18 protein-coding genes and 1 pseudogene are annotated in these 25,913 nt (G+C 64.3%); 11 read left to right on the plus strand and 8 right to left on the minus strand.

Features of this window, described 5'->3' with window-relative positions; translation table 11 throughout:
• Positions 1–37 precede the first annotated feature (37 nt).
• Positions 38–2,338, plus strand: coding sequence for a DUF4159 domain-containing protein (locus tag VGN72_08440; protein HEV7299378.1), 2,301 nt, complete (start codon positions 38–40; stop codon positions 2,336–2,338).
• Position 2,339: 1 nt separating this feature from the next.
• Positions 2,340–4,142 carry a glycosyltransferase family 39 protein gene (locus tag VGN72_08445; GenBank protein HEV7299379.1) on the plus strand — a complete coding sequence of 601 codons (1,803 nt, stop codon included), beginning with the start codon at positions 2,340–2,342 and terminating at the stop codon, positions 4,140–4,142.
• Between the two features lie 119 nt (positions 4,143–4,261).
• On the opposite strand, the gene VGN72_08450 is transcribed toward VGN72_08445, so the two are convergent.
• Positions 4,262–5,311, minus strand: a complete 1,050-nt coding sequence (locus tag VGN72_08450; GenBank protein HEV7299380.1) for a Gfo/Idh/MocA family oxidoreductase — start codon at positions 5,309–5,311, stop codon at positions 4,262–4,264.
• A 209-nt stretch (positions 5,312–5,520) separates the two neighbouring features.
• On the opposite strand from VGN72_08450, the gene VGN72_08455 reads away from it, so the two are divergent.
• Positions 5,521–6,291: a DUF1444 family protein gene (locus VGN72_08455; protein ID HEV7299381.1), complete on the plus strand. Its 771-nt coding sequence runs from the start codon at positions 5,521–5,523 to the stop codon at positions 6,289–6,291.
• A gap of 644 nt (positions 6,292–6,935) precedes the next feature.
• Here VGN72_08455 and VGN72_08460 read toward each other — a convergent pair.
• Positions 6,936–8,198, minus strand: coding sequence for a hypothetical protein (locus VGN72_08460; GenBank protein ID HEV7299382.1), 1,263 nt, complete (start codon positions 8,196–8,198; stop codon positions 6,936–6,938).
• A 290-nt stretch (positions 8,199–8,488) separates the two neighbouring features.
• On the opposite strand from VGN72_08460, the gene VGN72_08465 reads away from it, so the two are divergent.
• The 8 genes and pseudogenes from VGN72_08465 to VGN72_08500 all read left to right on the plus strand — a co-directional run bounded on the left by VGN72_08465 (position 8,489) and on the right by VGN72_08500 (position 18,830).
• A complete protein-coding gene (locus VGN72_08465) occupies positions 8,489–9,268 on the plus strand; it encodes a MotA/TolQ/ExbB proton channel family protein (protein HEV7299383.1) in 780 nt (259 codons plus the stop codon).
• An 88-nt stretch (positions 9,269–9,356) separates the two neighbouring features.
• Positions 9,357–10,169: an OmpA family protein gene (locus VGN72_08470; GenBank protein ID HEV7299384.1), complete on the plus strand. Its 813-nt coding sequence runs from the start codon at positions 9,357–9,359 to the stop codon at positions 10,167–10,169.
• A gap of 436 nt (positions 10,170–10,605) precedes the next feature.
• Entirely contained in the window at positions 10,606–10,785 is a 180-nt protein-coding gene (locus VGN72_08475; protein ID HEV7299385.1) for a hypothetical protein, read from the plus strand.
• A gap of 110 nt (positions 10,786–10,895) precedes the next feature.
• Positions 10,896–13,622, plus strand: a complete 2,727-nt coding sequence (locus VGN72_08480; protein ID HEV7299386.1) for a family 1 glycosylhydrolase — start codon at positions 10,896–10,898, stop codon at positions 13,620–13,622.
• A 105-nt stretch (positions 13,623–13,727) separates the two neighbouring features.
• On the plus strand, positions 13,728–15,434 hold the full coding sequence (locus VGN72_08485) for an FAD-dependent oxidoreductase (protein ID HEV7299387.1): 1,707 nt from the start codon (positions 13,728–13,730) through the stop codon (positions 15,432–15,434).
• A 729-nt stretch (positions 15,435–16,163) separates the two neighbouring features.
• Complete coding sequence (locus tag VGN72_08490; protein HEV7299388.1) at positions 16,164–16,832, plus strand: phosphatase PAP2 family protein; 669 nt, start codon at positions 16,164–16,166, stop codon at positions 16,830–16,832.
• A 43-nt stretch (positions 16,833–16,875) separates the two neighbouring features.
• Positions 16,876–17,400 carry a potassium channel family protein gene (locus VGN72_08495; GenBank protein HEV7299389.1) on the plus strand — a complete coding sequence of 175 codons (525 nt, stop codon included), beginning with the start codon at positions 16,876–16,878 and terminating at the stop codon, positions 17,398–17,400.
• Positions 17,401–17,537: 137 nt separating this feature from the next.
• A pseudogene (locus tag VGN72_08500) lies at positions 17,538–18,830 on the plus strand (alpha-L-fucosidase).
• A 17-nt stretch (positions 18,831–18,847) separates the two neighbouring features.
• Here VGN72_08500 and VGN72_08505 read toward each other — a convergent pair.
• The 6 genes from VGN72_08505 to VGN72_08530 all read right to left on the minus strand — a co-directional run bounded on the left by VGN72_08505 (position 18,848) and on the right by VGN72_08530 (position 25,692).
• Positions 18,848–20,137: a glycoside hydrolase family 2 TIM barrel-domain containing protein gene (locus tag VGN72_08505; protein HEV7299390.1), complete on the minus strand. Its 1,290-nt coding sequence runs from the start codon at positions 20,135–20,137 to the stop codon at positions 18,848–18,850.
• A 156-nt stretch (positions 20,138–20,293) separates the two neighbouring features.
• On the minus strand, positions 20,294–20,779 hold the full coding sequence (locus VGN72_08510; protein HEV7299391.1) for a DinB family protein: 486 nt from the start codon (positions 20,777–20,779) through the stop codon (positions 20,294–20,296).
• Between the two features lie 126 nt (positions 20,780–20,905).
• Complete coding sequence (locus VGN72_08515) at positions 20,906–21,565, minus strand: hypothetical protein (GenBank protein HEV7299392.1); 660 nt, start codon at positions 21,563–21,565, stop codon at positions 20,906–20,908.
• Between the two features lie 693 nt (positions 21,566–22,258).
• Positions 22,259–22,855, minus strand: coding sequence for a hypothetical protein (locus VGN72_08520; GenBank protein ID HEV7299393.1), 597 nt, complete (start codon positions 22,853–22,855; stop codon positions 22,259–22,261).
• Positions 22,856–22,900: 45 nt separating this feature from the next.
• Positions 22,901–24,919 carry a threonine--tRNA ligase gene (gene thrS / locus VGN72_08525; GenBank protein HEV7299394.1) on the minus strand — a complete coding sequence of 673 codons (2,019 nt, stop codon included), beginning with the start codon at positions 24,917–24,919 and terminating at the stop codon, positions 22,901–22,903.
• A gap of 560 nt (positions 24,920–25,479) precedes the next feature.
• On the minus strand, positions 25,480–25,692 hold the full coding sequence (locus VGN72_08530) for a hypothetical protein (protein ID HEV7299395.1): 213 nt from the start codon (positions 25,690–25,692) through the stop codon (positions 25,480–25,482).
• Positions 25,693–25,913 lie beyond the last annotated feature (221 nt).

The raw sequence follows: 25,913 nt of genomic DNA on the forward strand, positions 1-25,913 counted from the left end.
ATTTCCAGGAACGAACGAGCGAGCGAGCGGAGAGACGATGACGAGATTTGCAGCGAGATTGGCCGTAATCATCCTAACGCTGGGCATGGCGACGCCCAGCTTTGCCGCGACACCGGAACAGGTGGACAAGGCGCTGGAGAAGGCCAAGGCGTTCCTCTATTCGAAGCAAAAGCCCGACGGCACGTGGGAGGATGCGCCGCAGCGCGATCCCAAGGGTGGCCACCACGACGTGACGGGCTGGCAGTTCGGCGGGCTGACCGCGGTCGCGACCTATGCGCTCCTGGCTGGCGGCGAAAGTCCGCAGGAGCCCAAGCTGCAAAAGGCCATAGCGTTCCTGAAGAACACGGAGATGCTTGGCTTTTACGCGGTGGGCTTTCGAGCCCAGGTCTGGCACCTGCTGCCGCAGACGCCCGACGTGAAGGCGGCCATCAAGCGCGACGCGCGGACGCTGATGCTCGGCATCAACAAGTCCGGCAAAGCGCAGGCGATGTACAACTATTACCTCAATCAATATAAGAAGCCGCAGGACGCGCGCGTCGATCACAGCGTGAGCCAGCTGGCCGTGCTGGGCATGTGGTCGCTTGAGCAGACGGGCCTGGAAGTGCCGCTCGACTACTGGCGCGGCGTGGACGCGGCGTGGAAGAACCACCAGCTGCCCGGCGGCGCATGGGGCTATGATTACAAGTCGAACAACGCCGAGTGGGACGAGCCGCGCCACACGATGGCCGCCGCCGGCGTTGCGACGCTCTTCATCACGCAGGATTACCTGCGCGCCTCGAGCGGCCTCGGTTGCACCGGCAACGTGTCGAACGAACACATCGACCTCGGCTTGAAGTGGGTCACCGAGAACTTCAAGGACATCACCAGCGGCAAGGCGAAGAACTCGTACTACGCGCTGTACGGCGTCGAGCGCATCGGCGTTGCCAGTGGGTTGAAGTACTTCGGCGACGTCGACTGGTACACCGCTGGCGCCGAACGCTTGGTGAAGAGCCAGAGCGGCGCCGGCTCGTGGACCGATTACGGTGGTGACATTCCCGGCACGTCGTACGGCATCGTGTTCCTGGCGCGCGGCCGGGCGCCGGTCGTCATGAACAAGCTGGAGTATGCCCACGTCGGTGGCGACCCCAAGAAGGGTGGCTGGAACCAGCGCCCACGCGACGTCGCCAACGTCGTCCGCTGGATCGGAAAGCAGGCCGAGCGCGACCTGAACTGGCAGATCGTCAACTTGCAGCGACCGGCCGAGGAACTGAGCGACGCGCCGATCCTCTACATCGCCGGCAGCGAACCGCCGGACTTCAGCGCCGAGCACAAGGCCAAGCTCAAGACCTACATCGATAACGGCGGCATGATCGTCGCCAATGCCGACTGCGGTGGCCTGGCCTTCGCCACCTCCATCCGCAAGCTTGCCGCCGAGCTGTTCCCCCTCCAGGAATTCCGTGAGCTGCCGGCCGAGCACGTCATCTACACCAACGCGCAGTTCCAACGCAGCAAGTGGCGCACGAAGCCCAGCATCATGGGCATGAGCAACGGCGTGCGCGAGGTGATGCTGCTGATCCCGCAGGCCGACCCCGCCAAGCAGTGGCAGACGCAGTCGGACAAGGGCAAGGAAGAACTGTTCCAGCTGATGGCCAACATCTTCCTGTACGCGGTGGACAAACAGGGCCTTCAGGTGAAGGGGCTGACGCACCTTGTGAAGCCGAAGCCCGACGTGAAGGCCGACCGTACGATCAAGCTGGCCCGGCTGGAATATTCCGGCAACTGGAATCCCGAGCCGGGCGGTTGGCGCCGTCTGGCCAACGTGCTGCTGAACGATAAGAAGACCACCTTGACGGTGGAAAACGTAAAGCTGGGCAGCGGCAACCTGAAGACCTACAAGCTGGCGCACCTGACCGGCACCACCAAGTTCACGCTGGACGAAGCGGCCAAGAACGAGATCAAGGCGTTCGTGGCCGGCGGTGGCACGCTGATCGTCGACTCGGCCGGTGGGCAGGGTGAGTTCGCGGCCAGCGCCGAAAGCGAGTTGCGCGAGATGTTCCCCGCCGAGGCCAGCGGCCTCGATACACCGCTGCCGGCCGAGCATGCGATCTACTCGATCCCGGATGCGAAGATCACGGCCGTCGGGTATCGCCCGTACGCCCGGACGCGCATCACCGGTGAGATGCGCGCCGGCCGCTTGCGCGGCATGACGATCGGTGGCCGCACCGCCGTCATCTACAGCCCAGAGGATCTGAGCGCTGGGCTGGTCGGACAACAGGTCGACGGCATCATCGGTTACGACCCAGAGACGTCGACCGCGATGATGCGCAACATCATCCTCCACGCAAACGCGGCCAAGTGACGTGGAGCAACAGCTGACCGGTAAACTCCCACTGGCCGATGCGCGCGACGACCAAGAGGACGGCGGCGCCGCATCGGCCGGTTCACTGAAGGCCTTCCTGACCGCGGCGCTGCTGGCGCTGGGGTTCTTCCTTGCGACGGCGCCCACGCTATCGATGCAAGGCTTTGCCGGTGGCAGCGAGGCGCTGAACGTCGAGACCGTGCTCGAAATGCGGCGCGGCGGGCCGTGGCTCATCCCCACGCTGCGCGGCGCGCCGCGCACCATCAAACCCCCGCTAACCGCCTGGACGACTGCCGCCTTCGTGCCCCCCAGCACCGTCGCGGCACTCAGCACGCCCGATCCCGCCGCGCGCGAGGCCGCCTATCGACGGCTGGCATGGAAGGTGCGCTGGCCGACGCTGGCGCTGTCGTGCATCACGATCGCGTTGATCTTCGAGATGGGCCGTTTGCTCGGCGGCTACCGCATCGGCCTGACCGCGGGACTGGTGGCGGGCAGCACGATCATGTTCATGCGCTTCGGCCGCGTGGCGACGACCGACGTTCAACTGTCGCTCTGGGTCGCGGCGGCCGACGTGCTGCTGCTGCACGCCATCTTGCGCGGCCGCTGGTGGACTGGCTGCGTGGGCGGCGGGATTGCCCTGGGCTTGGCCGTCATGAGCAAGGGACCCGTCGCGCTCGTGCAGTCGATCATGCCCGTGCTGGCAGCGCTGGCTTGGCTGATGTGGCGACGCGATCGAACGGAACGGCCGATCCGTCCGGAGTATCAAGCAAAACGCAGCACCATCGCAATCGCGGTGACCTGCGGCACGCTGCTCATGGTCTTCATCGCGGCGGCGTGGTTCCTCTGGGTGTGGTGGATCACGCCGGGCATCGTGGAGGCGTGGGTGCGCGAGGTGACGCGCGAGGGCGCAACAAACCTCGAGCCCGACCCGTGGCACAACTACCTGTCGTCGCTGCCGTGGATGTTCCCGTGGCTGATCTTCTTCGTCGTCGGCCTGATCATGACGACCCAAGCCGCGTGGCGCGGCGACCGCCGGCAGACGTTGGCGCTGTCGCTGTTGATCGTGCCGATCGTCGTCATGAGCTTGTTTCAGGACAAGCCCACGCGCTACCTGCAACCCATGCTCGCGCCCGCGGCCGTCGTGACGGCGATCGCGCTGGCGGGTCAGTGGCGGGCGTGGCGCGATCAGCCGCACATCGACCGCGTCCTGAGCAGGATTCACTATGCCGCGATAGCCATCGCGATCGTCGCACTGGCCGCCGGTGGGGCTTTCGGATTGCTTGAGACGACTGCCGGCCAGCCGTGGTACCGCCCTAAGATCGCGCTGCCGATTGCGATGGTGGGGCTTGAGGTTCTGGCGCTGGTCATGTGGCAGGCTCGGCGCCGGCCGTGGGTGATGGTCGGCGGCACGGTCGCGATCATGCTGGCGATGCAGCCGATGTTTCTGAAGGGATACGTCAACAGCGTCAACGGCCGTTCGCTCGCCACCGAGGTCGCCGACCACATTCTGTCCACGGAGCCCGACGCCGAAGCAGTCGTCTTCTCACCCGGCTTTCGGCGGTCGCCACCGATCGAGATGTTCATCTACATGAACCGAGTGCTGCCGGTCGTCGGCACGCTCGCCGACGTGCCCGCGAGCGACCGCGACGTCTACGCGATCAACGTCGCCTCCAGCAGCGATACAGACGTCATTATCCCCCCGCCGTGGCACCTGGACCGCGAGTGGCGCTGGGGCGACGGCCGACCGTGGCGGACGTACGTGCGACCCGCGACCGAGCCCGCGACGTTGCCCGCGGCGCCGTGACCGAGTTGACTCAGCTTTTCCGTTTAGCCGCGGGCTTGCCCGCGAGTCCGTTGATGGTCAATCGAACGCGGGCAAGCCCGCGGCTAAACGGGATGGCAATGGAGGGGAAAGGCGCTGTCTCACGCGTCGCTCGACTCGCTCGCCGGCACCTTCACGTCGGCGCTCTTGCCAGTTTGGGCGCTCTTGTAAATTGCCTCGATGATGTTCATCAGCATGACGCCGGTCGCGGCGCCGGTGACGGGCTGCGCGTTGCCGGAGATGCACTCGCGGAAGTGGCGCAGCAGCGCGGCGTGGCCGGTCGTCTTCGGCAGTTTGAGCGTGGTCTCCTTCGGCTCGCCGCGTTCGAACCCGCGATACAACAGCGGCCCGCGCGGCGTGTAGATCTCCAACGCGCCAGCGTCGCCCAGCACGCGGCAGACGGTGCCGTTTTGCGATGGGGGCTGGTTCAGCGCCCACGATGAAACCAGTTCAAGGCTTTGCCCCCCTTCAAATCGCACCAGCGCGATCGCGGCCTCTTCGACCGATCCGCCCAAATCGCCGAGGCGGCCGTGGGTGACGCAGTAGACGCTTTGCGGCGTCGGCTCGCCGAGCATCGACCACGCGAGGTCCAGCAGGGGCAGGCCGAGGTCGATCATCGAGCCACCGCCGGACTTTTCGGGGTCGGTGTACCAACCGGTGCCCTGCGGCACGCCGCGCGTGCGCGTCCAGACGGCGCGGGCATGATAAGGCGTGCCGGCGTAGCCCTTGTCCATCGCCTGCCTGGCCGCCTGTTCGGCCCCACCGAACCGCCGCTGCAGCGCGTACAGCAACACCTTATCGTACCGCGCAGCAGCGGCGGCCAGTTGCTTGGCGCCGCGCACGAGCGGCGCAGGTGGGGGTTCGATGATGACGTGCTTGCCCGACTTCATCGCCGCGATCGCCACCGGCACATGCTGGTCGGTCGGCAGGCAGATGCTGATGGCGTCCAGCGACCGGTCGGCGATCAACGCCTGCACGTCGTCCACCGCCCGCACGCCCGCGCCCGCAGCGGCCGCCAGCTTATCCCGCCGCTCGGGGATGAGGTCCGCGACCGCGGTAATCTTGAACCCACCAGCCCCACGGTACCCATCCACGTGCCGCAACCCCGGCCATCCACCGCCCGCAATGCCAACCTTCAGTGTGCCCGCCATCGTCGTCTGCCTCCATGTTCAGGTCGCTCGTTATACGGGCCGTGGCCGGTTGAGAGAAGCGGGGTTGGTCCGTTGTCAGTGGTCCGTCGTCCGTTGTTGAAGACGGGTACAACCTGGGTTCGGCTCGACTGACAAGGGACGACGAACCGCTGACCACCGACGGAATGATTCACATGGCACGCGTGCGACACCGTGCGTATACTTCACGCATGGCGTTGTCGCGCGAGCAGTTTTCGGAACAGGTGCTGAAGCACGTCGCGGTAAAGTTCCCGCTGGTGAAGATCGCGCGCGGGCCGCAGCCGTTCTCGATGAAGGTGAACGGCCACGTGGCGTCGCTGGAGAACATCTACCGCATCAGCCAGATGCGCCCCGACGAGACGAACCACCAGATCGACCGCTGGGTCGTCGAATTGCTGCGTGCCGGCGAGGGCACGCCCGACCAGAGCGGCGCGCTGGAGGACCTGAAGGACCGCATCCTGCCGATGGTGCTGCCCGAGGCCGTGTCGAACAGCGCCACGATTAACCAGCCCGTGGTGAACGGCCTGAACGTGGCCTACGCGATCGACAACGACCGTACGATCGCCTACATCCCCAAGTCGCACTTCGAGACGTGGAACATCACGCTCGACGATCTGCACCAGATCGCGCTGAATAACCTGCTGGCCAAGAGCGAGTCGCTGGAAGCGCAGGTGGCACAGGACGAGGATGGAAATGTCAGCCTGATCCTGTTCCAGAAGCTCGACGGCTACGACGCCTCACGACTGCTGCTGCCCACGCTGCACGAGAAGCTTGCGGGCTTTCTCGGCAGCCCCTTCGTCGCCGGCGTGCCGAACCGCGACATCCTGCTCTGCTTCCGCAACGAGCCGCAGACGGTGGCCAACATGAAGAAGCAGATCGCCGACGATTACCGCAGCATGCCACACCAGGTGACGGATTTGCTGTTTCTGGTAACGCCGGACGGCATCGCTCCGATGGAATAGGCCGCTAACCGCATTCGACAAACCATCACGCGCAGTCTTCTGTAGGACAGGCATTCCTGCCTGTCTCTCCTCCCGTCTTATCTACTGCCATATTTTTCGTCTGCAATGCAGAACGGGGAGCCGCGAAGGCACGAAAGCGCGAAGGAGGACACATAGAAAAGCCCGTCGATGTTGCGCCGGAACGACGCAATTCGCGCAACGCGAGCGTGCAGGGTAGAGGCGTGCTCTTTGACAACCTAAGTGCTGGCGAATCGACGACTAGAGCAGGGCGCACCTTGCCGTAGCGTTTGGGTGCCACGGTTTGGTACTCCAAGCCGTGTAGGCTGCGTCGACCCTACCGCACGGCTTGGAGTACCAAACCGTGGCACCCAGAAGACAAGCCGCAACAGGAACAGGTCCGTTGCTCTAGCGGAAGGAATCTACATCCGTTCTGAATCGGTCGATGGTGCAGAATGGTGCAGAATGGTGCACGGGTTGACGCAGGCGTTTATCCAAACCGCCGCACCGATCTGATTTGGATGCGCTTCGTGTCCCGCTTTGCGCCTTCGTGCCTTTGTGGCTCCCGCAGGCGGCGGCGGAATAGGCAGAAGAGAGACAGGCGGCAATGCCTGTCCTAGAAAAGTTGAAGAGCTGGCCGCGGAGGATCAGGGGCCGATGTACACGTCTGGCGCCGGGGCGGGCGCTGGGGTCGGGGCAGCCGATGGAGATGGAGCCGTGGTGTTGGCGGCGCCAGGGTCACCGTGGGCTTCCTTCCACGCCGACAGCCAGACCGTCTGCGTGCGGCGGACGGCCCAGGCCTGCTGGTGCGCCTTCAGTTCCAGCACGCTCATCTCGCGGCCGTTCACCTGGCCACGGTGGTTGTAGAACTTCATCATGTCGATCCGGCCATCGTCCTGCGGTGATTCCGGTTGGGCATCCTTGTCCCACGCGGCCACGGCGGCCTCGCCGATCAGTGGTACGCTGTCGTAGCTGATCAGGCTCGTCTGCACCGATGCTTCCCACGGGTCGGTCGACGTCGCCAGGTCCCTGGCCTCCTTCAACGCCGCCTCGAACAGAAGCCAGTAGGCGGCCCGCAGCTCGGGGTAGTCGTTCATGTCGTCGTCGACCGGCTTGTACTCGACCATCGCGTGTACGTCGGGCGCGCGCGTGCCCTGCGGGAAGAACGCGCGGCTCTTGTAGTCCCACGTGCTGTGGTGCGGCTGGGTGTTGTCCTGCACGTAATGGGCGGCGTAACCGGCCCACTTCACCGCGTGCTCGTCGCGCGGGAACTGGCCGGGCTTGTCGGTCAGGCGGTTTTCCTTGAACGCCTTCACCAACTGTTCGTAGCTGTGGGCCACGCGATACGGCAGCGCCCCCGCCTCGGCGAGCCGTGGGTCGGCGGGGTCGCGCTTGATGTCCTCAAGCTTCGGCTTGCGATCGGGGCCGGGCAGGTTGGTCGCCCGGGCGCGTTCCTTGTTCTCATCAACCGCCCCATCACCGTCGGCCAACAGTTCCTTACCGGTTGCCTTGGGTTTCGTGTTGCTGGTCTTCACCGGCGGGTTGGGGCCGAAGTACTCGACGTCCAGGTAATGCATCAACCGCTCGGACACGTTGACCGGTGGGATCTTCTTGTTCGACTTGTCGATCAGCGCTTCGAGGTCGGGCACGACCGCCCAGAACGGCAACCCTTCGACGCCGTGCGGAAAGATGCCCATGCGCTTGGTCATCAGGTACTCACGCTCGGCCTCCAGGTCGAGCGGGCCGGGCGACACCTGCCGGAGCCAGTCCTTCATCGCCGGCGGTGTGTTCTCGTCGGCCAGCAGGTCGCCCGCAGCGATGCGGGTCAGCTGAACGTGTTCCTTGGTGCTCCACGCGTTGGCGAGCGAGGGGAGACACAGACCGATGCAGGCAAGGACGAGACGGCGCATGAGAACTCCAAGGTGACGAACCGGAACGGATAGTACGGCAACGCCCCCTCAGCCACCAAACGAATCAGGGAAACCAGATGCCACCGCCCACCTCGTGCTTTTCTCACGCGTCCTCAGCGTCTTGCCTCTGCGCGTCCGCGTTGAACTGCCTCTCGACTCGCGACAAGTTACCCCAAGTTCCAATAATCCTGCACCGTTTCGCTTCCAAATGCCGAAAACACCCGTAGCGATCTCCGGTTGACCCCGGAGACGCATCGATCGATGCGCGAAACAGCGTATAGGAGCGTGGCGTGGATCTGGCAACAATCCTTGGTTATCTGATCGCGTGGGGCATGCTGTTGTACGGCATGCACCACGCGACGCACGGTCACATGGGCGCGTTCTTCGTGCCGGCCGAGATCATGCTGGTCGGTGGCTGCGCGTTGGGGGCGACGCTCGCCTCGATGCCGTTGCACTCGGTGATGGGCGCGTTGTCGGCGACGAAGAAGATGCTCTTCGCCAAGCACGCGCACGTCGACCACCTGATCAAGGAGATGGTCACCTACGCCGAGACCGCCCGCCGCGACGGTGTGCTGGCCTTGGAATCGGTCGCCCGCGAGGCGCCGGACCCCTTCCTCCGCCGTGGGCTGCAGTTGACGATCGACGGTACCGACCCAGAGATCATCGAGCGCATCATGCGCATCGAGGTCGAGTCGATGCTGGAACGCCACAAGCACGGCAAGCACTTCTGGGCTTCCATGGCCAAGTTCGGCCCCGGTTGCGGCTTGGTCGCCTGCCTATGCGCCCAGGTCGGCATGTTCATGAACCTCGACGGTGACGCCGGCGTGATCGGTAAAGCCTTGGCCGGTGCCCTCACCGGAACCCTGTACGGCGCCCTCCTGCAAAACGTCGTCGCCGGCCCGATCGCCGAAAAGCTCGGCTTGCGCAGCAAGGAAGAGGCATTTACGAAAGAGATCATCCTGCAGGGCGTACTTGCGATTCAGGCCGGCAACAACCCGCGCGTCGTCGAAATGCAGCTGCTGAGCTTCCTCAGCCCCAAACAGCAGAACGCGGTTCCGAAGGCAGCGTAGTACAGGAAGGCCTGAGGTCTGAGGTCTGAAGTCTGAAGGAGAACTTTCCTTCAGACCTCAGACCTCAGCCTTCAGACTTTGAACGAACATGGCTAAGAAGTGCGGCAAGTGCGACCCTCACGAGATCTGCGAAGAGTGCCCCGAGTGGATCTTCACGTTGGCGGACCTCATCATGTGCATGATGGGGTTGTTCGTGCTGCTGTGGGTGTTGAAGCCCTCGCCGAGCCCGAACGCCGGCGTGCCGAACGATGACGAATGGATCAAGGTAGCCGCCGCGGTCCGTGAGTCGTTTGGCTACGAGCCAGACCCGGCCAAGACCGACGATCGCGTGAACACCTACCTGCTGCTGAAAAAGCTGCACATGATGAACCCGGACCAGGGGCCCGGCAAAGGGGGCCAGACGCAGCTGAAGCGTGACGGCGCGGTTGGGACCGATCCGGAGGTGACCACGATCCGTCCGGGCCAGCAGGCGCTGGTGGGTGGTCGGTTGACGTTCGCGGAAGGTTCGGCCGCGTTGTCGCCGGAGACGATCGCGCAGGTTCGCCAGATCGCCGCGCTCATTCGCGGGCATCGGAACATCGTGCTGGTGAAGGGTCACGCGTCGCTGGATGATCATCCCGACACCGCCACCGCTGAAGAGCGGATGGACTTGTCATTGCGGCGAGCCCAGGCGGTCGCGGACGTGTTGATGGGTGAGGGCGTGTCGCCGGACATTCTGCGGGTGCAGGGTTGCTCGACCTTCGAGCCGGTCATCCAGCGTGCCTACACCGCCACCAGCCAGATCGTGAACCGCCGGGTCGAAGTCGAAGCAACCGCGACGTTGGTCAGCGAACGTCAGGCGAGCTCGAACACGAGCTTAAGGCCAACCGCGCCCGCCGCCGCGCCCTTGGGTGCCCACTAGATTTTGATCGGCAACGCCGTCGGCACGCCGTCCCGGTCGCTTGAGCGTCAACGGGTCTTAGAGAGAATCGCACACACTTTCGCGCATCAGCTACGCACTTGACAGCGTCCCCACCTCTTCGAAGCCTCATCTAAGGCATTCCGGCAATCCGATGCGAACGAAGCGCCCACCCATCGCTAAACTTGCCTAACATCTATGCGACACTCTGTCGATGAACATCGATCCCTCGGCGTCCATCTGACGCGGTTGTGGCGTCGAGGCGAATCGCCTCGGCAACTGCCCAAAAATCACTAAAGTAAATATTCGCTGATTTTTCTCCGGCTTAAGCTGCCTAAGCGAGCCAGAGCGTACATTCTGCCCGAATGCGGCATCCACTTTGCTCTTGAAAGTCATCGCCCGAAGTGCGGCTAGACCAGTTGGGTACCAAGAGGAACGGATGAAGCAAAAACACAAAAACCATCAGGGGAACGGTGCGCGTCGTGGGGTGATGAATGCTCTTTCTGCCCTGTCGGCTAAGCCGGCACAGGGAGAGCAACATGACACGCGCAGCACACCGTCGTTCACCGTCTCGCCTCGTTTCATCGATAGCCGCCTGAAGCAGTTCTGCACTCGTTAGCATTCCGCTGACGATTCGGGACACCACCGGTTCTTCAACCGGGCTGATTTGAGTCAACACGGTCAATTTTTTGCCAAGCCATCGGCTTTGGCCAGGGAGAGCGTACGCGCATGACTTCGAAAGCGGCCGACCACAACGGAACCATCACTGCGACCCAAGCCCCGTCACTCATCACGGCCGACAAACTGCCCTTCAAGCAGTTCGTCTGGGGCGCGGGCATCGAGTGCTCGTTCCTGCCCCACCTGAACGTCGATCAGTTCGATTGGACGCAGCACAACCGATTCTGGCGCGACGACTTCAAGCGTGCCAAGGAAGAGCTGGGCATCACCCACCTGCGCTACGCCCTGCCGTGGCACAAGCTGGAGACGTCGCCCGGCAAGTTCGACTGGGCAATGGCCGACGAGCGCATCGAGGCGCTCGACAAGCTGGGCATCAATCTGATGCTCGACGTCATGCACTTTGGCACACCGCTGTGGCTGAAGCAGGCCGTGGGCGACCCCGAGTTTCCAGAAGCGCTTGAGCGCTTCACCACTGCGATTGTCGGCCGCTACAGCAGCACCGTAAAGACCTGGTGCCCGTTCAACGAGCCGCTCGTCAGCGCGCTGTTCAGCGGCGACTTCGGCTTCTGGCCGCCCCACCAGCGCAAGTGGCGCGGGTACATGCCCGTGCTGTCGCGCATCGTGCAGGGCGTGGCCCGCGGCATTCGCGCCATTCGCAACACGGCGCCCGAGTCGATCGTGCTGCTGTGCGATGCGGTCGAAACGTACAAGACCCGCGTGAAGTCGCTGGAGACGGAAGTCGCCCGCCGCAACATGCGCCGCTTCCTGGTGATGGACCTGCTCACCGGCCGGGTCGATAAGCACCACCCGATGTTCTCGTGGCTCAACAGCTACGGCATGAACGAGCTGGACCTCGAATGGTTCCGCTCGAACCCGCAGCAACCCGACGTCTTCGGCCTCGATTATTACCCGCACAGCGATTGGCAGCTCGATCACGGCCCGCTCGGCAAGGTGCGCCAGCGTCGCGCCGATAACCCGACCGGTCTGTACAAGGTCGCCAACGCCTACTGGCAGCGTTACGGCATCCCGCTGATGCTGACCGAGACCAGCATCGAAGGGCAGCCGATCAATCGCGAGATTTGGCTCGAGACGAACATCGACCACATCCGCCGGTTGCGCGAGGACGGCGTGCCGATGCTGGGCCTGGTCTGGTGGCCCATGATTGACCAGGTCGACTGGGACGGCGCCCTCACGCACCGCGTGGGCAAGATCCACGAGGTGGGCCTGTTCAACATCAAGAAGACCGCCGACGGCACGATGAACCGCGTCGCCAGCCCGCTGGTGGCGATGTTCAAGGAGTTCGCGACCAGTGGCGACGAGAAGATTGCTAAGCTGGGTGAGATCAACTACCCCTCGCCGGAGGCCGACGACGAGCAGCTGCCCCCGATCGGTGAGTGGATTCAACCGACGATGGCCGTGACCGCCGAGGCCCCCACCACGCCCGCCAAGAGCGGTGGCAGCGCGATCGCCGACCCCGTCCCTGGCGCCGCCGCCGAGCCGGCCGCCGCCAAGGCTGCGGTCATGTCGCAGACGAGCGGGCTGGAGATTCCGGAAGTTGATGCCGGCAAGCAGACCGATCGCTACGGCATCGTCGTCTTCTGCCACTTGCGCTGGGGCTTCGTCTGGCAGCGCCCGCAGCAGTTTCTATCGCGCTTCGCCAAGAAGCATCCGATCCTGTTCATTGAAGAACCCTTCTTCGATCGACCGGAAGGCGCCGAGCCGGATTTGCAGTTCCACCGCGTGATGCCGAACGTCACCGTCTTCTGCCCGCACGTTTCTCCGTCGCTGGCGAAGAACCCCAAGTTGCCGGCGATGCTTCGTGAATGGGCCAAGGAAGCGATCGAGGTAATGAACGAGAACGGCGACTTCGAGCGCCCCGTCCTCTGGTACTACAGCCCGATGGACAGCGCCTGGTCGCTGGGCCACTTCGAGAACCGCGGCGTGGTCTACGACTGCATGGACGAGCTCTCGCAGTTCAGCGGCGCCCCGAAGCAGCTCGTGAACAACGAGGCCCGCCTGATCGAGCACGCCGACGTCGTCTTCACCGGTGGCTACGAGATGGGCGCCAACAAGAAGCGTCTGCACGACAACGTGCACATCTTCGGCTGCGGCGTGGAGTTCAGCCACTTCAACAAGGCCCAGGACCCCGAGACCGTCATCCCGGCCGACATCGACTTCATGAACCGCCCCATCCTGGGCTGGTTCGGCGTGGTCGACGAGCGCGTCGATTACGCGATGGTCGGTGAGATGGCCCGCATGCGTCCCGACTGGTCGTTCGCGATGGTCGGACCCGTGGTGAAGGTCGACCCGAACCTGCTGCCGCACTTCCCCAACCTGTTCTGGCTGGGCGGGCGCGATTACCAGCAGCTGCCCAACTACTGCGCGGCGTTCGACGTGAACATGATGTGCTTCGCCAACAACGCCGCCACGCAGTACATCAACCCGACCAAGGGCCTGGAGTACATGGCGACCGGCAAGCCGATCATCAGCACGCCGGTGAAGGACGTCGTGCGGCAGTGGAGCGACACGGTCTACATCGCCAAGACCGCCGAGGAGTTCGTCGCCGCTGCCACCAAGGCGATGGAGCAACCCGACCGCGAGCGTCTCGATCGCGGCTTGGCACTGGCCAAGCAAAGCAGTTGGGAAGTGACCGTCGCCGAGATGCAGCGGCTGATCAAAGAGGCGATCACCAAGAAGGAGCGCCGCTCGAACCGCAACATCCAACCGCTGACGGAGATGGAGCTCGAGTACCAATATCAACACACGCAGGGCTCGTAGGCCGGAATCTGTAGGGGCGACACTTGTGTCGCCCTCCCCGGTCTGCACGAACGAACGAGGGCGAGACAAGTCTCGCCCCTACGAAATCAACAAAGGAAGACCCCAATGGAAGAGAAGAAGAACGAAAAGAAGATCGTCATCATCGGCTGCGGCCCCACCGGCCTCGGCGCGGGCTATCGCCTGAAGGAACTGGGGTACAAAAACTTCCAGATGTACGACCGCCTGCCCTACATCGGTGGCCTGTCCGCCAGCTTCAAAGACGAAGCCGGCTTCACCTGGGACATCGGTGGCCACGTGATGTTCAGCCATTACAAGTACTACGACCAGTGCTTCGAAACGCTGATGGGCAACGACTTCCAGATGAACAACCGCGAGTGCTGGGTTCGCATGTTCGAGAACTGGGTCCCGTATCCGTTCCAGAACAACATCCGCTACCTGCCCAAGCAGCAGCAGTTCGAGTGCCTGTCGGGCCTGATCGAAGCCCAGACGAAGCGCGACCACAAGGCCGCCACGAACTTCAAGGAGTTCATCGACGCCGTCTTCGGCGACGGCATCTCCAAGCACTTTATGACGCCCTACAACTTCAAGGTCTGGGCGCACCCCGCCGAGATGATGAACAAGGAATGGATCGGCGAACGCGTCGCCGTCCTCGACATCAACCGCGCGCTGAAGAACGTCGTCCTCGGCGGCGACGACTTCGGTTGGGGACCCAACAACCAGTTCAAGTTCCCGCTCTTTGGCGGCACGGGCGAGTTCTACAAGCGCTTCGGCAAGCCGCTCGAAGGGCACGTGAACCTGAACAAGACCATCGACTTCATCAACATGAAGAAGAAGGAGATCCGGTTCAAGGACGGCGAGATCGTGAAGTACGACATCCTCATCTCGTCGATGCCCGTGAACAAACTCTGCAACGACGTCATCAACGGCGAGATGCCCCGCGAGATCAAGAAGGCCGCCGCCGGCCTGAAGAAGAGCGGCGGGTACATGGTCGGCATCGGCATCAAGCAGCCCTGCCCCAGCACCAAGTCGTGGATGTACTTCCCCGAGGACAACTGCCCGTTCTACCGCGTCACGTACCTGTCGAACTACAGCCCGTTCATGACCCCCGACAAGGACACCCACTACAGCCTGCTCTGCGAGACCAGCTACAGCGAGCACAAGCCCGTGAACAAGGACACGATCGTGGAGGAGACGATCACCGGCCTCGTCAACGCCGGCATGATCACCGATGAAGACCGCAAGGACATCATCAGCAAGTGGGTCTACCACGCCGAATACAGCTATCCCACGCCGTCGGTAGAGCGCGACGAGATTTTGCAGCAGGTCATCCCGTACCTGGAGACGCAGGACATCTACTCGCGCGGCCGTTTCGGCATGTGGAAGTACGAAGTGTCGAACACCGACCACAGCCTGATGCAGGGCGTGGAAGTCGTAAACCGCCTGGTTCTGGGCGAAGCTGAAAGCACGATCGGCATTAAGTACGAAAGCACCGACGACGGCCGCAACGCCGCCCGTCACGAGCGCAGCGTTCACGCTGGCTCCGGCGACCCGAAGAAGGCCGCCGAACGCGCCGCCGCTGGCAGCGTCCTCACTTCAGTGAGCACGTCCACCGCCGGCCCGAAGACCAATCCCGACTCCGTCATCCCCAGCACCAAGCCGGGCCAGACGGTCGTCAGCAAGGTCGCAACGGTCGTGAGCGCGATCGAGAACGCGGTCACGAAGGTCACCAACAAGAACAACCCCGGCGACAAGGACGAAGTTCACGTCTCCGAGGAAGAACTCGGCGTCACCACCCCAAGGAGCCCCAAGTAATGAAAACGCAACCCAACGCCCCTCGGAAACACCCCGGCCAACGCGTGCGCTCCGATCGTAAGACCAAGACGCACCCGGACCGCCAGTAACCGACCGCCGTCGGCCCGTACGCCCGATCCAACTCCATCCGCGTGCCAGCGGCTTCGCTTTGCGACCATCAATAAGCGAAGCCGCCGGCGGTTGGGGACGGTTTGGCCAAGGTTCCGACGTCGCACGACGATCCCGTCCTCAAACTTCTCTTCCGCGCGACGCGGGTGGTGGATTATCCACTGCCCGCGTCGCCTTTATTTGCCACCTCGCACTTGCTCCGCGAGGCTGAACTCAATCAAGCGATGGCGCTCGCCATTCCCGTGGCATGGGCGTCTCGCCCATGCTCGACATGAGGTCGTAAGACTCAGTTCGCTTCAGAGCGGCTTGAACGACGCGGCAACCAGCAAATCAAAGCTCCCATTCCAGTTCACACGCATGGGCGAGACGCCCATGCCACGGTCGGATCGGACGCGGCGATGATTCGGCGCCCAACTCGAACTCATTCCGCCTACCGCTGAGCCCGTTGCGGCGCGGAAGTTGCTTCGCTTACCCGCAATGACTCGTGCACATCTCGACAGCCCTACAGCAGTTTCCCAACACACCTCGCGTTGGTTCCTCCCGGCCCTCCTAGGTCAGGCAGCGACGGACTTCCTCACATCGTCGCGCGCCCTACCGCCGGGCACCTGGCGACGATGGGCGGTGCGCCTCGCGATCGGCTGGATCGCCTGCATGCTTATTACCGCCGGCGTCACGCTCGTCGCGCAGCGATGGGAACGAACCTGGCTGGGCGATTGGGATGATCGAACGCTCGCCACCATCGAGCGCGGGCCGATGTCGTTCAGCAACGCCATCCTGTTCGAGTCGCCCGGCAATCTGATCTACGTCATCCCCCTGCTCCTCTGCGTCGTGATCGTCGCAGCGCGATATCGCCAGCCGGTGTTCGCGGTGACGATCGTCGTCTCGTGGCTGCTCGCCCGCACGCTGGTCTACTGGGGCTGGCACTTGTGGGACCGCCCGCGGCCGCAAGTCATCGCGGGCGGCGTCGCGGCGCCGCCGTTGCACTCGTTTCCGTCGGGGCACATGGTCTTGTCGCTGTCGGTCTACGGGCTGTTGGTGTGGGCGTGGTGCCGGGCCTCGGGCAGTTGGGTGGAACGCGTGATCGCGATCCTGGTTGGCATCGCCTGGTGTGCCGTGCTGGGATATGCCCGCGTCCGACTCGGCACGCACTGGCCGAGCGATGTCATCGGCGGCGCGATCATCGGCCTGCCTTGGGTCGCGGTCATGGTGTGGGCCCTACGTGCCGTCGACAACCCCCCCCCCTGCCCGCCCTGCGCGACGGTGTCGTCACCCGCTGATGCCGTGACGTAAATCGCCCGTCCCCGTACGTCGGCTCATGCCGTACCCTCGCGCGATGCAAAAGAAGGTTCTGGCACTAGGCGGGCTCGGGTTGGCGTTTGTGCTGTTGGGCGGCACATGGGTGGGGTTGCTGCGCCTCCTGCCCGATGGGTTGCCGTACCGCATCGCGATCTTCGTCATCGGTCTGATGGTCGTGGCGGTCTACATCGCGCTGCTGGTCCTGCACGTGCGCAGGATCCTCGGCGACCGGGGCAGCCTCGCGTTTCAACTGACCTGCGTGCTCGGCGAGATGGTGCTTCTGTTGGCAGCGTTCGCCTCCATTCACCAACGGCTGGGCATCCTCGACAACACCGGCGCAAGCACCACGGTCGTCCACGACTTCTGGCGCAGCTTCTACTTCTCGTTCATCACGTTCACCTCGGTCGGCTTCGGCGACTTCTACCCCGTCGCTGCCGGTCGAGCGCTGGCCGCATTGCAGGGCTTCACCGGTTACCTCGTGCTGGGCATCCTCGCCTCCACCGCCGCCTCATTGCTCTCGCCGCACTCGCCCGAGGGTCCGCACGACAACGAGGCCGATTAGAAGACGTGAGCATCGCGTGTGACGCCTGTAGGCCCAACGCTAACCGCCGTCGGTCCAACGATCCGTCCCCTTGCATCGACGCGCATTTCCGGCAGGATGTGCGACCGATCGACTACCGCAGGAGAGACCAGATCATGATGCAGCCTTGGTTCACCGACGCGAAGCTTGGGATCTTCATTCATTGGGGCATTTACTCCGCCGGCGAATGGGGCGAGAGTTGGCCGTTCTTCGGCGGGCAGGTGCCGTACGACCAGTACATGGCCCAGGCCAGCACGTTCACCGCCCAGCGGTACGACCCCGAAGCCTGGGCCGAACTGTTCGCCGCCGCCGGCGCCACCTATGCCGTGCTGACGGCCAAGCATCACGACGGTTTCGCGCTCTGGCCCACGAAGCAGAACAAGCTGAACGCCGTCGAAGGCTCACCCGCGGGCCGCGATCTCATCGGCCCCTACTGCGACGCGCTGCGCCGGCGCGGGTTGAAGGTTGGCATCTACTATTCGCACCTGGACTGGTCGCACCCCGACTAGGCCAGCGTGCTGCCGAAGGGCAAGCAGCCGCATGACCACGGCAACCGCCACGCCAACAAGTTCGCCTACCCGCAGGATGGCGAACACCCCGAGCGCTGGGAACGCTTCCTGGCCTTCCACCGCGCGCAGTTGAAGGAACTCTGCGAGACGTACAAGCCCGACCTCCTCTGGTTCGACGGCGACTGGGAGCGCGACCCCGAACAGTGGCGTTTCGAGGAACTGCGCCAGCAACTACACACCTGGGCCCCCGGCGTCATCCTCAACAGCCGCATGGGTGGCCACGGCGATTACGGCACGCCCGAGCAGGCCATTCCCATCACCCCGCCCAAGGGGCCGTGGGAGTTCTGCGTCACCATCAACGACTCGTGGGGTTTTCAGAAGAAGGACAAGAACTTCAAGACCGTCCGCCAGTGCGTGCGCATGCTCGCCGAGTGCGCGAGCATGGGCGGCAACCTGCTGCTGGACGTCGGCCCCAAGAGCACCGGCTCGATCCAACGCGAACAGGTGGACGTGCTGCGCGGCCTGGGCCGCTGGGCGAACGTGCACGCCGAGTCGCTCTACGGCACCGTCGCCGGCCTGCCCCACGGGCACGTCTACGGCACCTCCACGCTCAACCGCGCCCGCGACGTGCTCTACGTGACGATCTTCGACCGCCCCAACGACGCCATCGCCGTCAAAGGCATCCGCAACAACGTCACCCGCTGCACGATCGTCGGCGGCAACGGCGAGCCCCTCGTTCACCGCAAGCTCGGCGGCGCCCCGTGGGCCCACCTGCCCGGCGTGCTCTGGATCGACGTCCCCGAAGCCGCGCTCGACCCCGACGCCACCGTCATCAAGATCGAACTCGACGGCCCCCTCGACCTCTACACCGGCTCGGGCGACGCCATCACGATGAACCAGTAGTCGCCGTCGGTATGGGTCTAGTCCTTCACGCGGAAGCAGAGGTTCGCCGTCGCGACGCTGCGGCCATCGTCGTTGGCAATGATCAGGCATAGCCGGTATGCGCCGGGCTTCGTCGGCATGGCGATCGCCACGCGACCGTCGTCCGTCGGGTGAAGGCCCTCGTACAGGATCGGCAGGTCGGGCTCGAAGTCGCCGCCTAGCTTGCGCTCGGCCGCCTCGTGGGTGATCGACCATTCGTACTTCACGGGGCGCTTCTCATCGACCAGCGACACGACCGCCTCGGCCGCCTCGCCCGGTTTGAACTCGTGCGACGCGCGATCCGTGAACCCGATTGCGTTGATGCGCGGCGCGCGTGTATCGGCCCACCGACCGGTCCAGGCGAAGGTCATCGCGTCGATCACGCCCGTCCGCCGGCCGTCCTTCAGGAACATGCCGTACCACGTCGCGGTCAGTTCCTGCTTGTGGTCCCAGTAGAACGCGTACGACCCCAAACACCGCTTGTCGCCCGACACCGCGGCGTGCGCTCGAATGTACTGCTGCTCCTTCTCGGTGCTGGTCGGTTCGATCGACGCGTCCCACGCGGTGGTCGGAACCTCCCAATGGCCGTTCGGACCAAACTCGGTCAGGAAATAGGGCAAATCGAACTTCACCGCATCCAGCTGCGCCGGCAGTTGCGGCGTCCCGCCGTAGCTGTTGATGCCGACGTACTGAAAGTTCGGGCAGCGCGTGGTGACGAACTTCGCCCGCCGCTCGTCCATCCCCGCCAGGCTGATGCCCACGGGATGGTTCGGGTCGATCGCCCGCGCCATTCCGGCCAGCACGTTCATCTCCGTCAGCGCGCGGTCGAACGCGTCCGCATCGGGCGCCGAGAACTCGACCTCGTTCCCGACCGACCAGACCAGCAACGCCGGGTCGTCCTTGTGCTGGCGGATAAATTGCTTGAAGCGCTCGCGCTGGGCCAGCACCTTCGCCTCGTCCTTGTAATCGAACCCGTGGCGCGGCTTGCCGGGGTCGAAGCTCAACATCACGGTCAACCCGCGCCGCCCCGCCTCCTTCAGCGTCCAGTCGGCGTGCGCGGGATCGTACGCGCGGACCGAGTTGCCCCCCGCCGTCACCAGTTCGTCCAATCGCACCGCCTCGCCCCAGATGCACACGCCCTTCGCCACGTAAGGCTGCCCGCCGCGCAGCATCCGCCAGCCGCCGCCTTCATCGCGCTCGATCACCGTCGGCTCTGCCAGCGTCTTTGCAGTAAGCATCATGGTGATCAAAAAGATGAACAACCCGGTGCGAAGCAGGTTCAGGGACATAAGGTTCCTCTGAAATCGCGATGCTCAGCGATCTAACTTCCGACGCGTAGCCGGCCGAGGACGACGAAGTCTCGCCATCACTTGCCCTCCGTGCGACACTGCCGCAAGAGGCCACCAAAGGATGGCGTACGAACCTGTGCCACCCCGCCAATGGCCTCACTCTTCGTAGATCGACCCGTGCGACACGCCAGCCAGGCGCAGCGTCGCCGAGAGGATGCCGCGGTGGTGGGCGGTGTGCGTGAAGACCCACTTGCGCAGGCAGTCCCCCTTGGCCATCGTGAAGATCTCGTGCTGCCCCATCCGCATCGTCCACGACTGGGCCATCGTCTCGTCGCTCACACCCTCCAGCGCCGCCAGCGACCCCGCCAAGTTCGAATCGAAGCGCGCCAGCATCGCCGCCACGTCGCCCGTCGGCGCCGCTTGCTGCTCGGCATCCACCGCCGCCAGATCCAGGCCCGGCTCGTTCACGATGCCCGGCACCCACCCGACGATCTCCACCAGATGGCTGGCGTTCCAACCGATCGTGTGCAGGCCATGACCCGGGGTGAAGTCAAGCTTGTCTGCCGGGATGCGCGCCAGCAGCCGGCGGGTCGTCTCCGCCTCGCGACTCAGTTCAGGGATCATCAGTTGAGCGATCGTCATGACGAACGAAGATAGCAGCCACGCGATGGCTGGCAAGCCGCGTTCAGATGGGGGTCAATCCTGCCGCACGATCCGTGTGATGAATGGACCGCGGGCATCACCCGCCCTGCTTCACTTCGCGATCGCTCACGCCGCCCGGTTGACTTGCATCGTCGCGGGGTGGCCCTTGGGCACGCCGAGGTAGACGAGGTGCTGGGCCTCGTCGCCCGTGCGGGTCGAGCGGACGGCCTGCACGACGTACGTCACCTGCGCCGTGCCCGGGGGCAGCGTCAGGTCGACGAAAGACTTCTTGCCGACCACGCCCACGAACGCCATCCCGCCGCCATCAAGGCTGCGGCTGACCTTGTACATCGTCCCCTCGGCACCGTGCGGATGGTCGCACTGCCAGCGCAGCAACAGCGCGCCGTTGTTCCGCAGCTCCGTCGTAAACGTATGCGGCGTGCCCGGCGCGCCAACCGGCGACCCGGCCGACTGCTGTGGCAGGTGCGCCAGCGACAGTACCGCCGGATCGGACCGACCCGCCTTGGCGCGAACCTTGGCAATCAGCGCCGCCCCCTGCTCCGCCATCGCCCGCATCGCCCCCTCGCACTTGCTCGTCGCGGCACGCGCCGCGGCCTGCGCCTGCGCCTGCTCGCTCTGGGCCGCCTTCGCGGCCTCCACGCGCGCCGCCAGCTGCTCGACCTCCTCGGTCGTCAGCCCGATCTCCGCCGCCCGCTCCAGCCAGACCGTGGCGTGTGTCTGAAAGTACGCCAACTGCGAGCTCTTGTCTTTCGGCACCACACGCATGACGGTCACTCCATTGCCTTCTCGCCCACGCGCCTGTCGCGTGGCCCTCCTGCCATCGACCCGATCCGCCTGTTGCTGAAGAAACTTCCGCCCCTCATCCCGCGTCCGAGAATTGTCAGGGTGTCGCCCCCACCAACGCCCCCGCCCCCGCAACCCTACCCCTTGCCGCCACCCACCAGACCCCGGCCGCCGTCCCCCCGGCCCCTGTCCGAAACCCTCGGCCCTGTGTCCGAACGATTCGGGCACCGGCCCGAACGCCTCGGACACGGGCCCGGACCGTCCGGACACCGGCCGCCCCCACACCGGCCCCGGCCCCCAACGCCGCTCAAGGGGCCCACCTCATCCCGAACGGTCAACGTTCCATCTCCCCTGCGACCCACCCGCGCCACCACAGTTCATCCGCGCCGCGACACATGACCAACTCCCCGCCGCCCCTCTTACCCCCTCTCCCGCGTACCCGCGGGGGAGGGCTGGGGTGGGGGCTCTTCGATTGTGCAGTTGATCCCCCGCCCCCTCCCTAACCCTCCCCCGGCGCAGGCGGGAGAGGGGACCAGTCTGAGTGTGCCGGGTGCCACGGGCGGTACGCCGCCCGTGCTGTGTGGCATGAAGCAAAACACGGGTGGAGTACCACCCGTGGCACCCGGCGGAAAAGAATGGTGGGGATGAACCCCACCCTACGAAACTGCATGGCCTTTAGATCACTGGACCCCACTGACCCGGCAACACGTCGACGCCTCGGCGACCATTGAGTTTGAAGGCATGATCAACGTGGGGAAAGTAATCTTCAATCCACGGCGTGAAACCCTCCAACTTGCTTTTGCCCCAATATCGATTCGTTCGAGCGGCCACGTCGACTCGTTGCGCGCGGGCAAACTCTTTCTTCAGAGCGAGAAACGTCGGAGTCAGTTCGCCGATTTCCAACGCCTCACATACAGCTAGCGTGAAAACGTAACGATCATCGGCGCTGCGCACCAATTGCAGATAGACATCTTCGGCCAACCCATCGCGTCCGCATTGTGGCCGGCTGGGCAAACTTAACGCGAGATTCGAAAACTCCGGGCTCGCCACCGCGAACGCTGCACCACCTGGCAGCGCCTTGGCGACGTCACGGTCCGAGCCAGTCATCCTCCCGAATCTTACTTCTTTCTGCGCATCGAAGATGGAAACGCTGAACTGCGGCTTGCCCCTTGCGGAAACCTTAAGAATTGGCCGGACCAGCGACGAGAGCCGCATGAAGAAAAGAGCATGCCAAGGCGGTTGCGCTCCAGAACTGCCGGCGATCAGCAACACGTCGTATCGTCGATGAGCATATCCAACCATGATTCCTACCGGTTGTTACTGCGCCACCGCCCGCTGGGCGGCCTCGTCCTTCGCCAGCTTCACGAAGTCCGCGATCGGCATCGCGCCCTTGTCGTCGCCCTTTCGGGTGCGGACGGCGACGGTGTTGGTGGTGGTTTCCTTGTCGCCGATGATGAGCATGTAGGGGACCTTCGCCATCGTGGCGGTGCGGATCTTGGAGCCGATCTTGTCGCTGGCGAGGTTGGATTCGACGCGCAGGCCGGCGAGCTTCAGGTCGTCGGTGACCTTCTGGGCGTAGTCGTTGAACTTCTCGCTGATGCTTAACACGGCCACCTGCACCGGGGCGAGCCAGAGGGGGAAGGCGCCGGCGAAGTGTTCGGTGAGGACGCCGATGAAGCGTTCCATGGAGCCGAAGGGGGCGCGGTGGATCATGACGGGGACGTGCTTGGCGTTGTCGGCGCCGATGTAGGAGAGGTCGAAGCGTTGCGGCAGTTGGTAGTCGACCTGCACGGTGCCGAGCTGCCATTCGCGGCCGATGACGTCCTTGATGACGAAGTCGATCTTCGGGCCGTAGAACGCGGCCTCGCCGGGCTCCTTCGTGAACGGCACGCCGAGCGATTCGGCGGCGGCGATGCAGGCGGCTTCGGCGCGGTCCCACTGGCCGGCGTCGCCGACGTACTTGGCGCTGTCGGGGTCGCGCAGGCCGACGCGCACGCGGTAGTCGTTCATGCCGAGAGTGCCGAGGACGATCTTCACCAGTTCGAGGCAGCCCTGCACTTCGGCGGCCACCTGGTCTTCGGTGACGAAGAGGTGGGCGTCGTCCTGGGTGAAGCCGCGCACGCGGGTCATGCCGCCGAGTTCGCCGGACTTTTCCCAGCGATAGACGGTGCCGAACTCGGCCAGGCGCACGGGTAGATCGCGATAGCTGCGCTGTTCGCTGGAGAAGATCTTGATGTGCATGGGGCAGTTCATCGGCTTGAGCAGGTAGCCGTCGATGTCGCCCTTCTCCATGCGGTTGGAGAGTTCGCCGCAGCCGCAGTTTTCCTTGGCGAGCATGTCGTAGAACTCGCGGTCGATGATCGGCGGGAACTGCGAATCGCGGTAGTACGGGAAGTGGCCGCTGGTCTTGTACAGTTCCAACCGGCCGATGTGCGGGGTGAAGACCTGGCTGTAGCCTTGGCGGCGAAGGTGTTCGCTGATGAAGTTCTGCAGTTCCTGGCGGACGACGGCGCCCTTGGGCTTCCAGAGGATCAGGCCCTGGCCGACGGTTTCATCGATGGTGTACAGGCCCAAGGCGGGGCCGAGCACGCGGTGGTCGCGCTTCTTGGCTTCTTCGAGCACGCGCAGATGTTCGTCGAGCTGCTTCTTGTCGAAGAAGGCGGTGCCGTAGATGCGGGTGAGCTGTTCGCGGTCGCTGTCGCCGCGCCAGTAAGCGCCGGCGACGCTCATCAGTTTGAACGACTTAATGCGGCCGGTGGACGGAAGGTGCGGCCCGCGACAGAGGTCGGTGAAGTCGCCCTGGCGGTAGATGCTGACGCTGGTCTCGCCGGCGCAGGCGAGTTCGTCGACGATCTCGTCCTTGAAGCGCTGCCCCTCGGCGTGCAGCAAGGTCTTGGCGGCGTCGGGGGTCACTTCCTCGCGGCTGAACTTCTCGTCGGCGGTGATGATCTTCTGCATCTCGGCCTCGATCTTCGGCAGATCGTCGGCGGAAATGCTGACGCCCTGCGGGAACTCGAAGTCGTAGAAGAAGCCGCTCTCGATGACCGGGCCGATCGTGTACTGCAGCTTGGCGCCGTACAGGTGGCGCAGGGCTTCAGCCAATACGTGGGCGGTGCTGTGACGCATGACGAAGAGGCCGTCGGCATCGCGCTCGGTGATGATGGCGACCTTGGGGTTGCCCGTGAGCGGGTGCGAGAGGTCGACGAGCTTGCCGTCCACCTTGCCCACGATGGCGGCTTGGGCGAGGCGCTTGCCGATGGATACGGCCAGCTGGTAGACGGTGGAGCCGTCGGGGAGTTCTTTGACTGAGCCGTCGGGAAGTTCGATCTGGGCCATGTTCGGTGCCTCGTTGGGTCGGTCGTCGTACGGGTTCGGGCTTTCCAGGAAGACGGGCTCACTGAAGTGAGACCGCCGCGGGAAGGCCGGGGTCGGGTGCGTCGTCGTCACTCGAGCGACAAACGAAAACCGCCCGGCTGAAACCGGGCGGGCGTTGGCATCGAGAATGCATTCCACGACGCGATTCAACGCCCGGCGAAGCCGCTGCGCGTGGTCGTGGTCGTCGTGAAACGCGAGTTTCGCACGTCCACGATGATAATGGCGAGGGTGGGGAGAATCAAACCGGCGGGATGGCGACAGGGGAGAATCCAAGCCCCAATGCCAAACAAAGCACCAATGACCAAATCCCAATCAGAGAATGGTCCTCTGTGTCTGCCTCTGTGTCTGCCTCTGTGCCCTCTGTGTCCTCTGTGGTTCAACTCTTCTTCGCGCCAACTTCGCGACTCCTTCGCGCTCTTCGCGTCTAACGCTTCTGCGTTGAATACGGGGGGAGATCGGGCGGAGAGACAGGCAGGAATGTCCGTCCTACAGAAGGCACACACGGCGTCGGCGGGTGGCAGTCACTTGGCGTTGTACGGCTCGTCCTCGGTCGGCAGCAACGCAGTGACGGCGGTGAAGAGCAGCATGATCGCGAACAGGGCACACATCAGCGTCGGCATGATGCTGTAGTTCGACTCGTTGTGCGTCGCGCCCCGCCAGATCACCAGGACCGCCACCACCATGATCGCCAGCGCCTGAAGAAGCTTAACCGTCCTCGATATCCCATTCTGCATTGCGTCTTCCCTGATGTTGCTGCCAGAGGCGGCGGCGGCGCTTGCCTACAAATCAGCCGCGCCACCGACGATCGCTCAACGTTTGCCCACATTGGCGGCCGAAACCCATTCAACTGGCCCTTAGCTAACGAACGATGTGCCGCGCGTGGGGAATGTGAGAATTCGCGAGGCGAAGGGGTTAGTGCCCGCCCCACTGTCGTAGTAGTTTGCGGGCGTCGCGC

Source organism: Tepidisphaeraceae bacterium, from assembly GCA_035998445.1.
Taxonomy (GTDB): domain Bacteria; phylum Planctomycetota; class Phycisphaerae; order Tepidisphaerales; family Tepidisphaeraceae; genus DASYHQ01.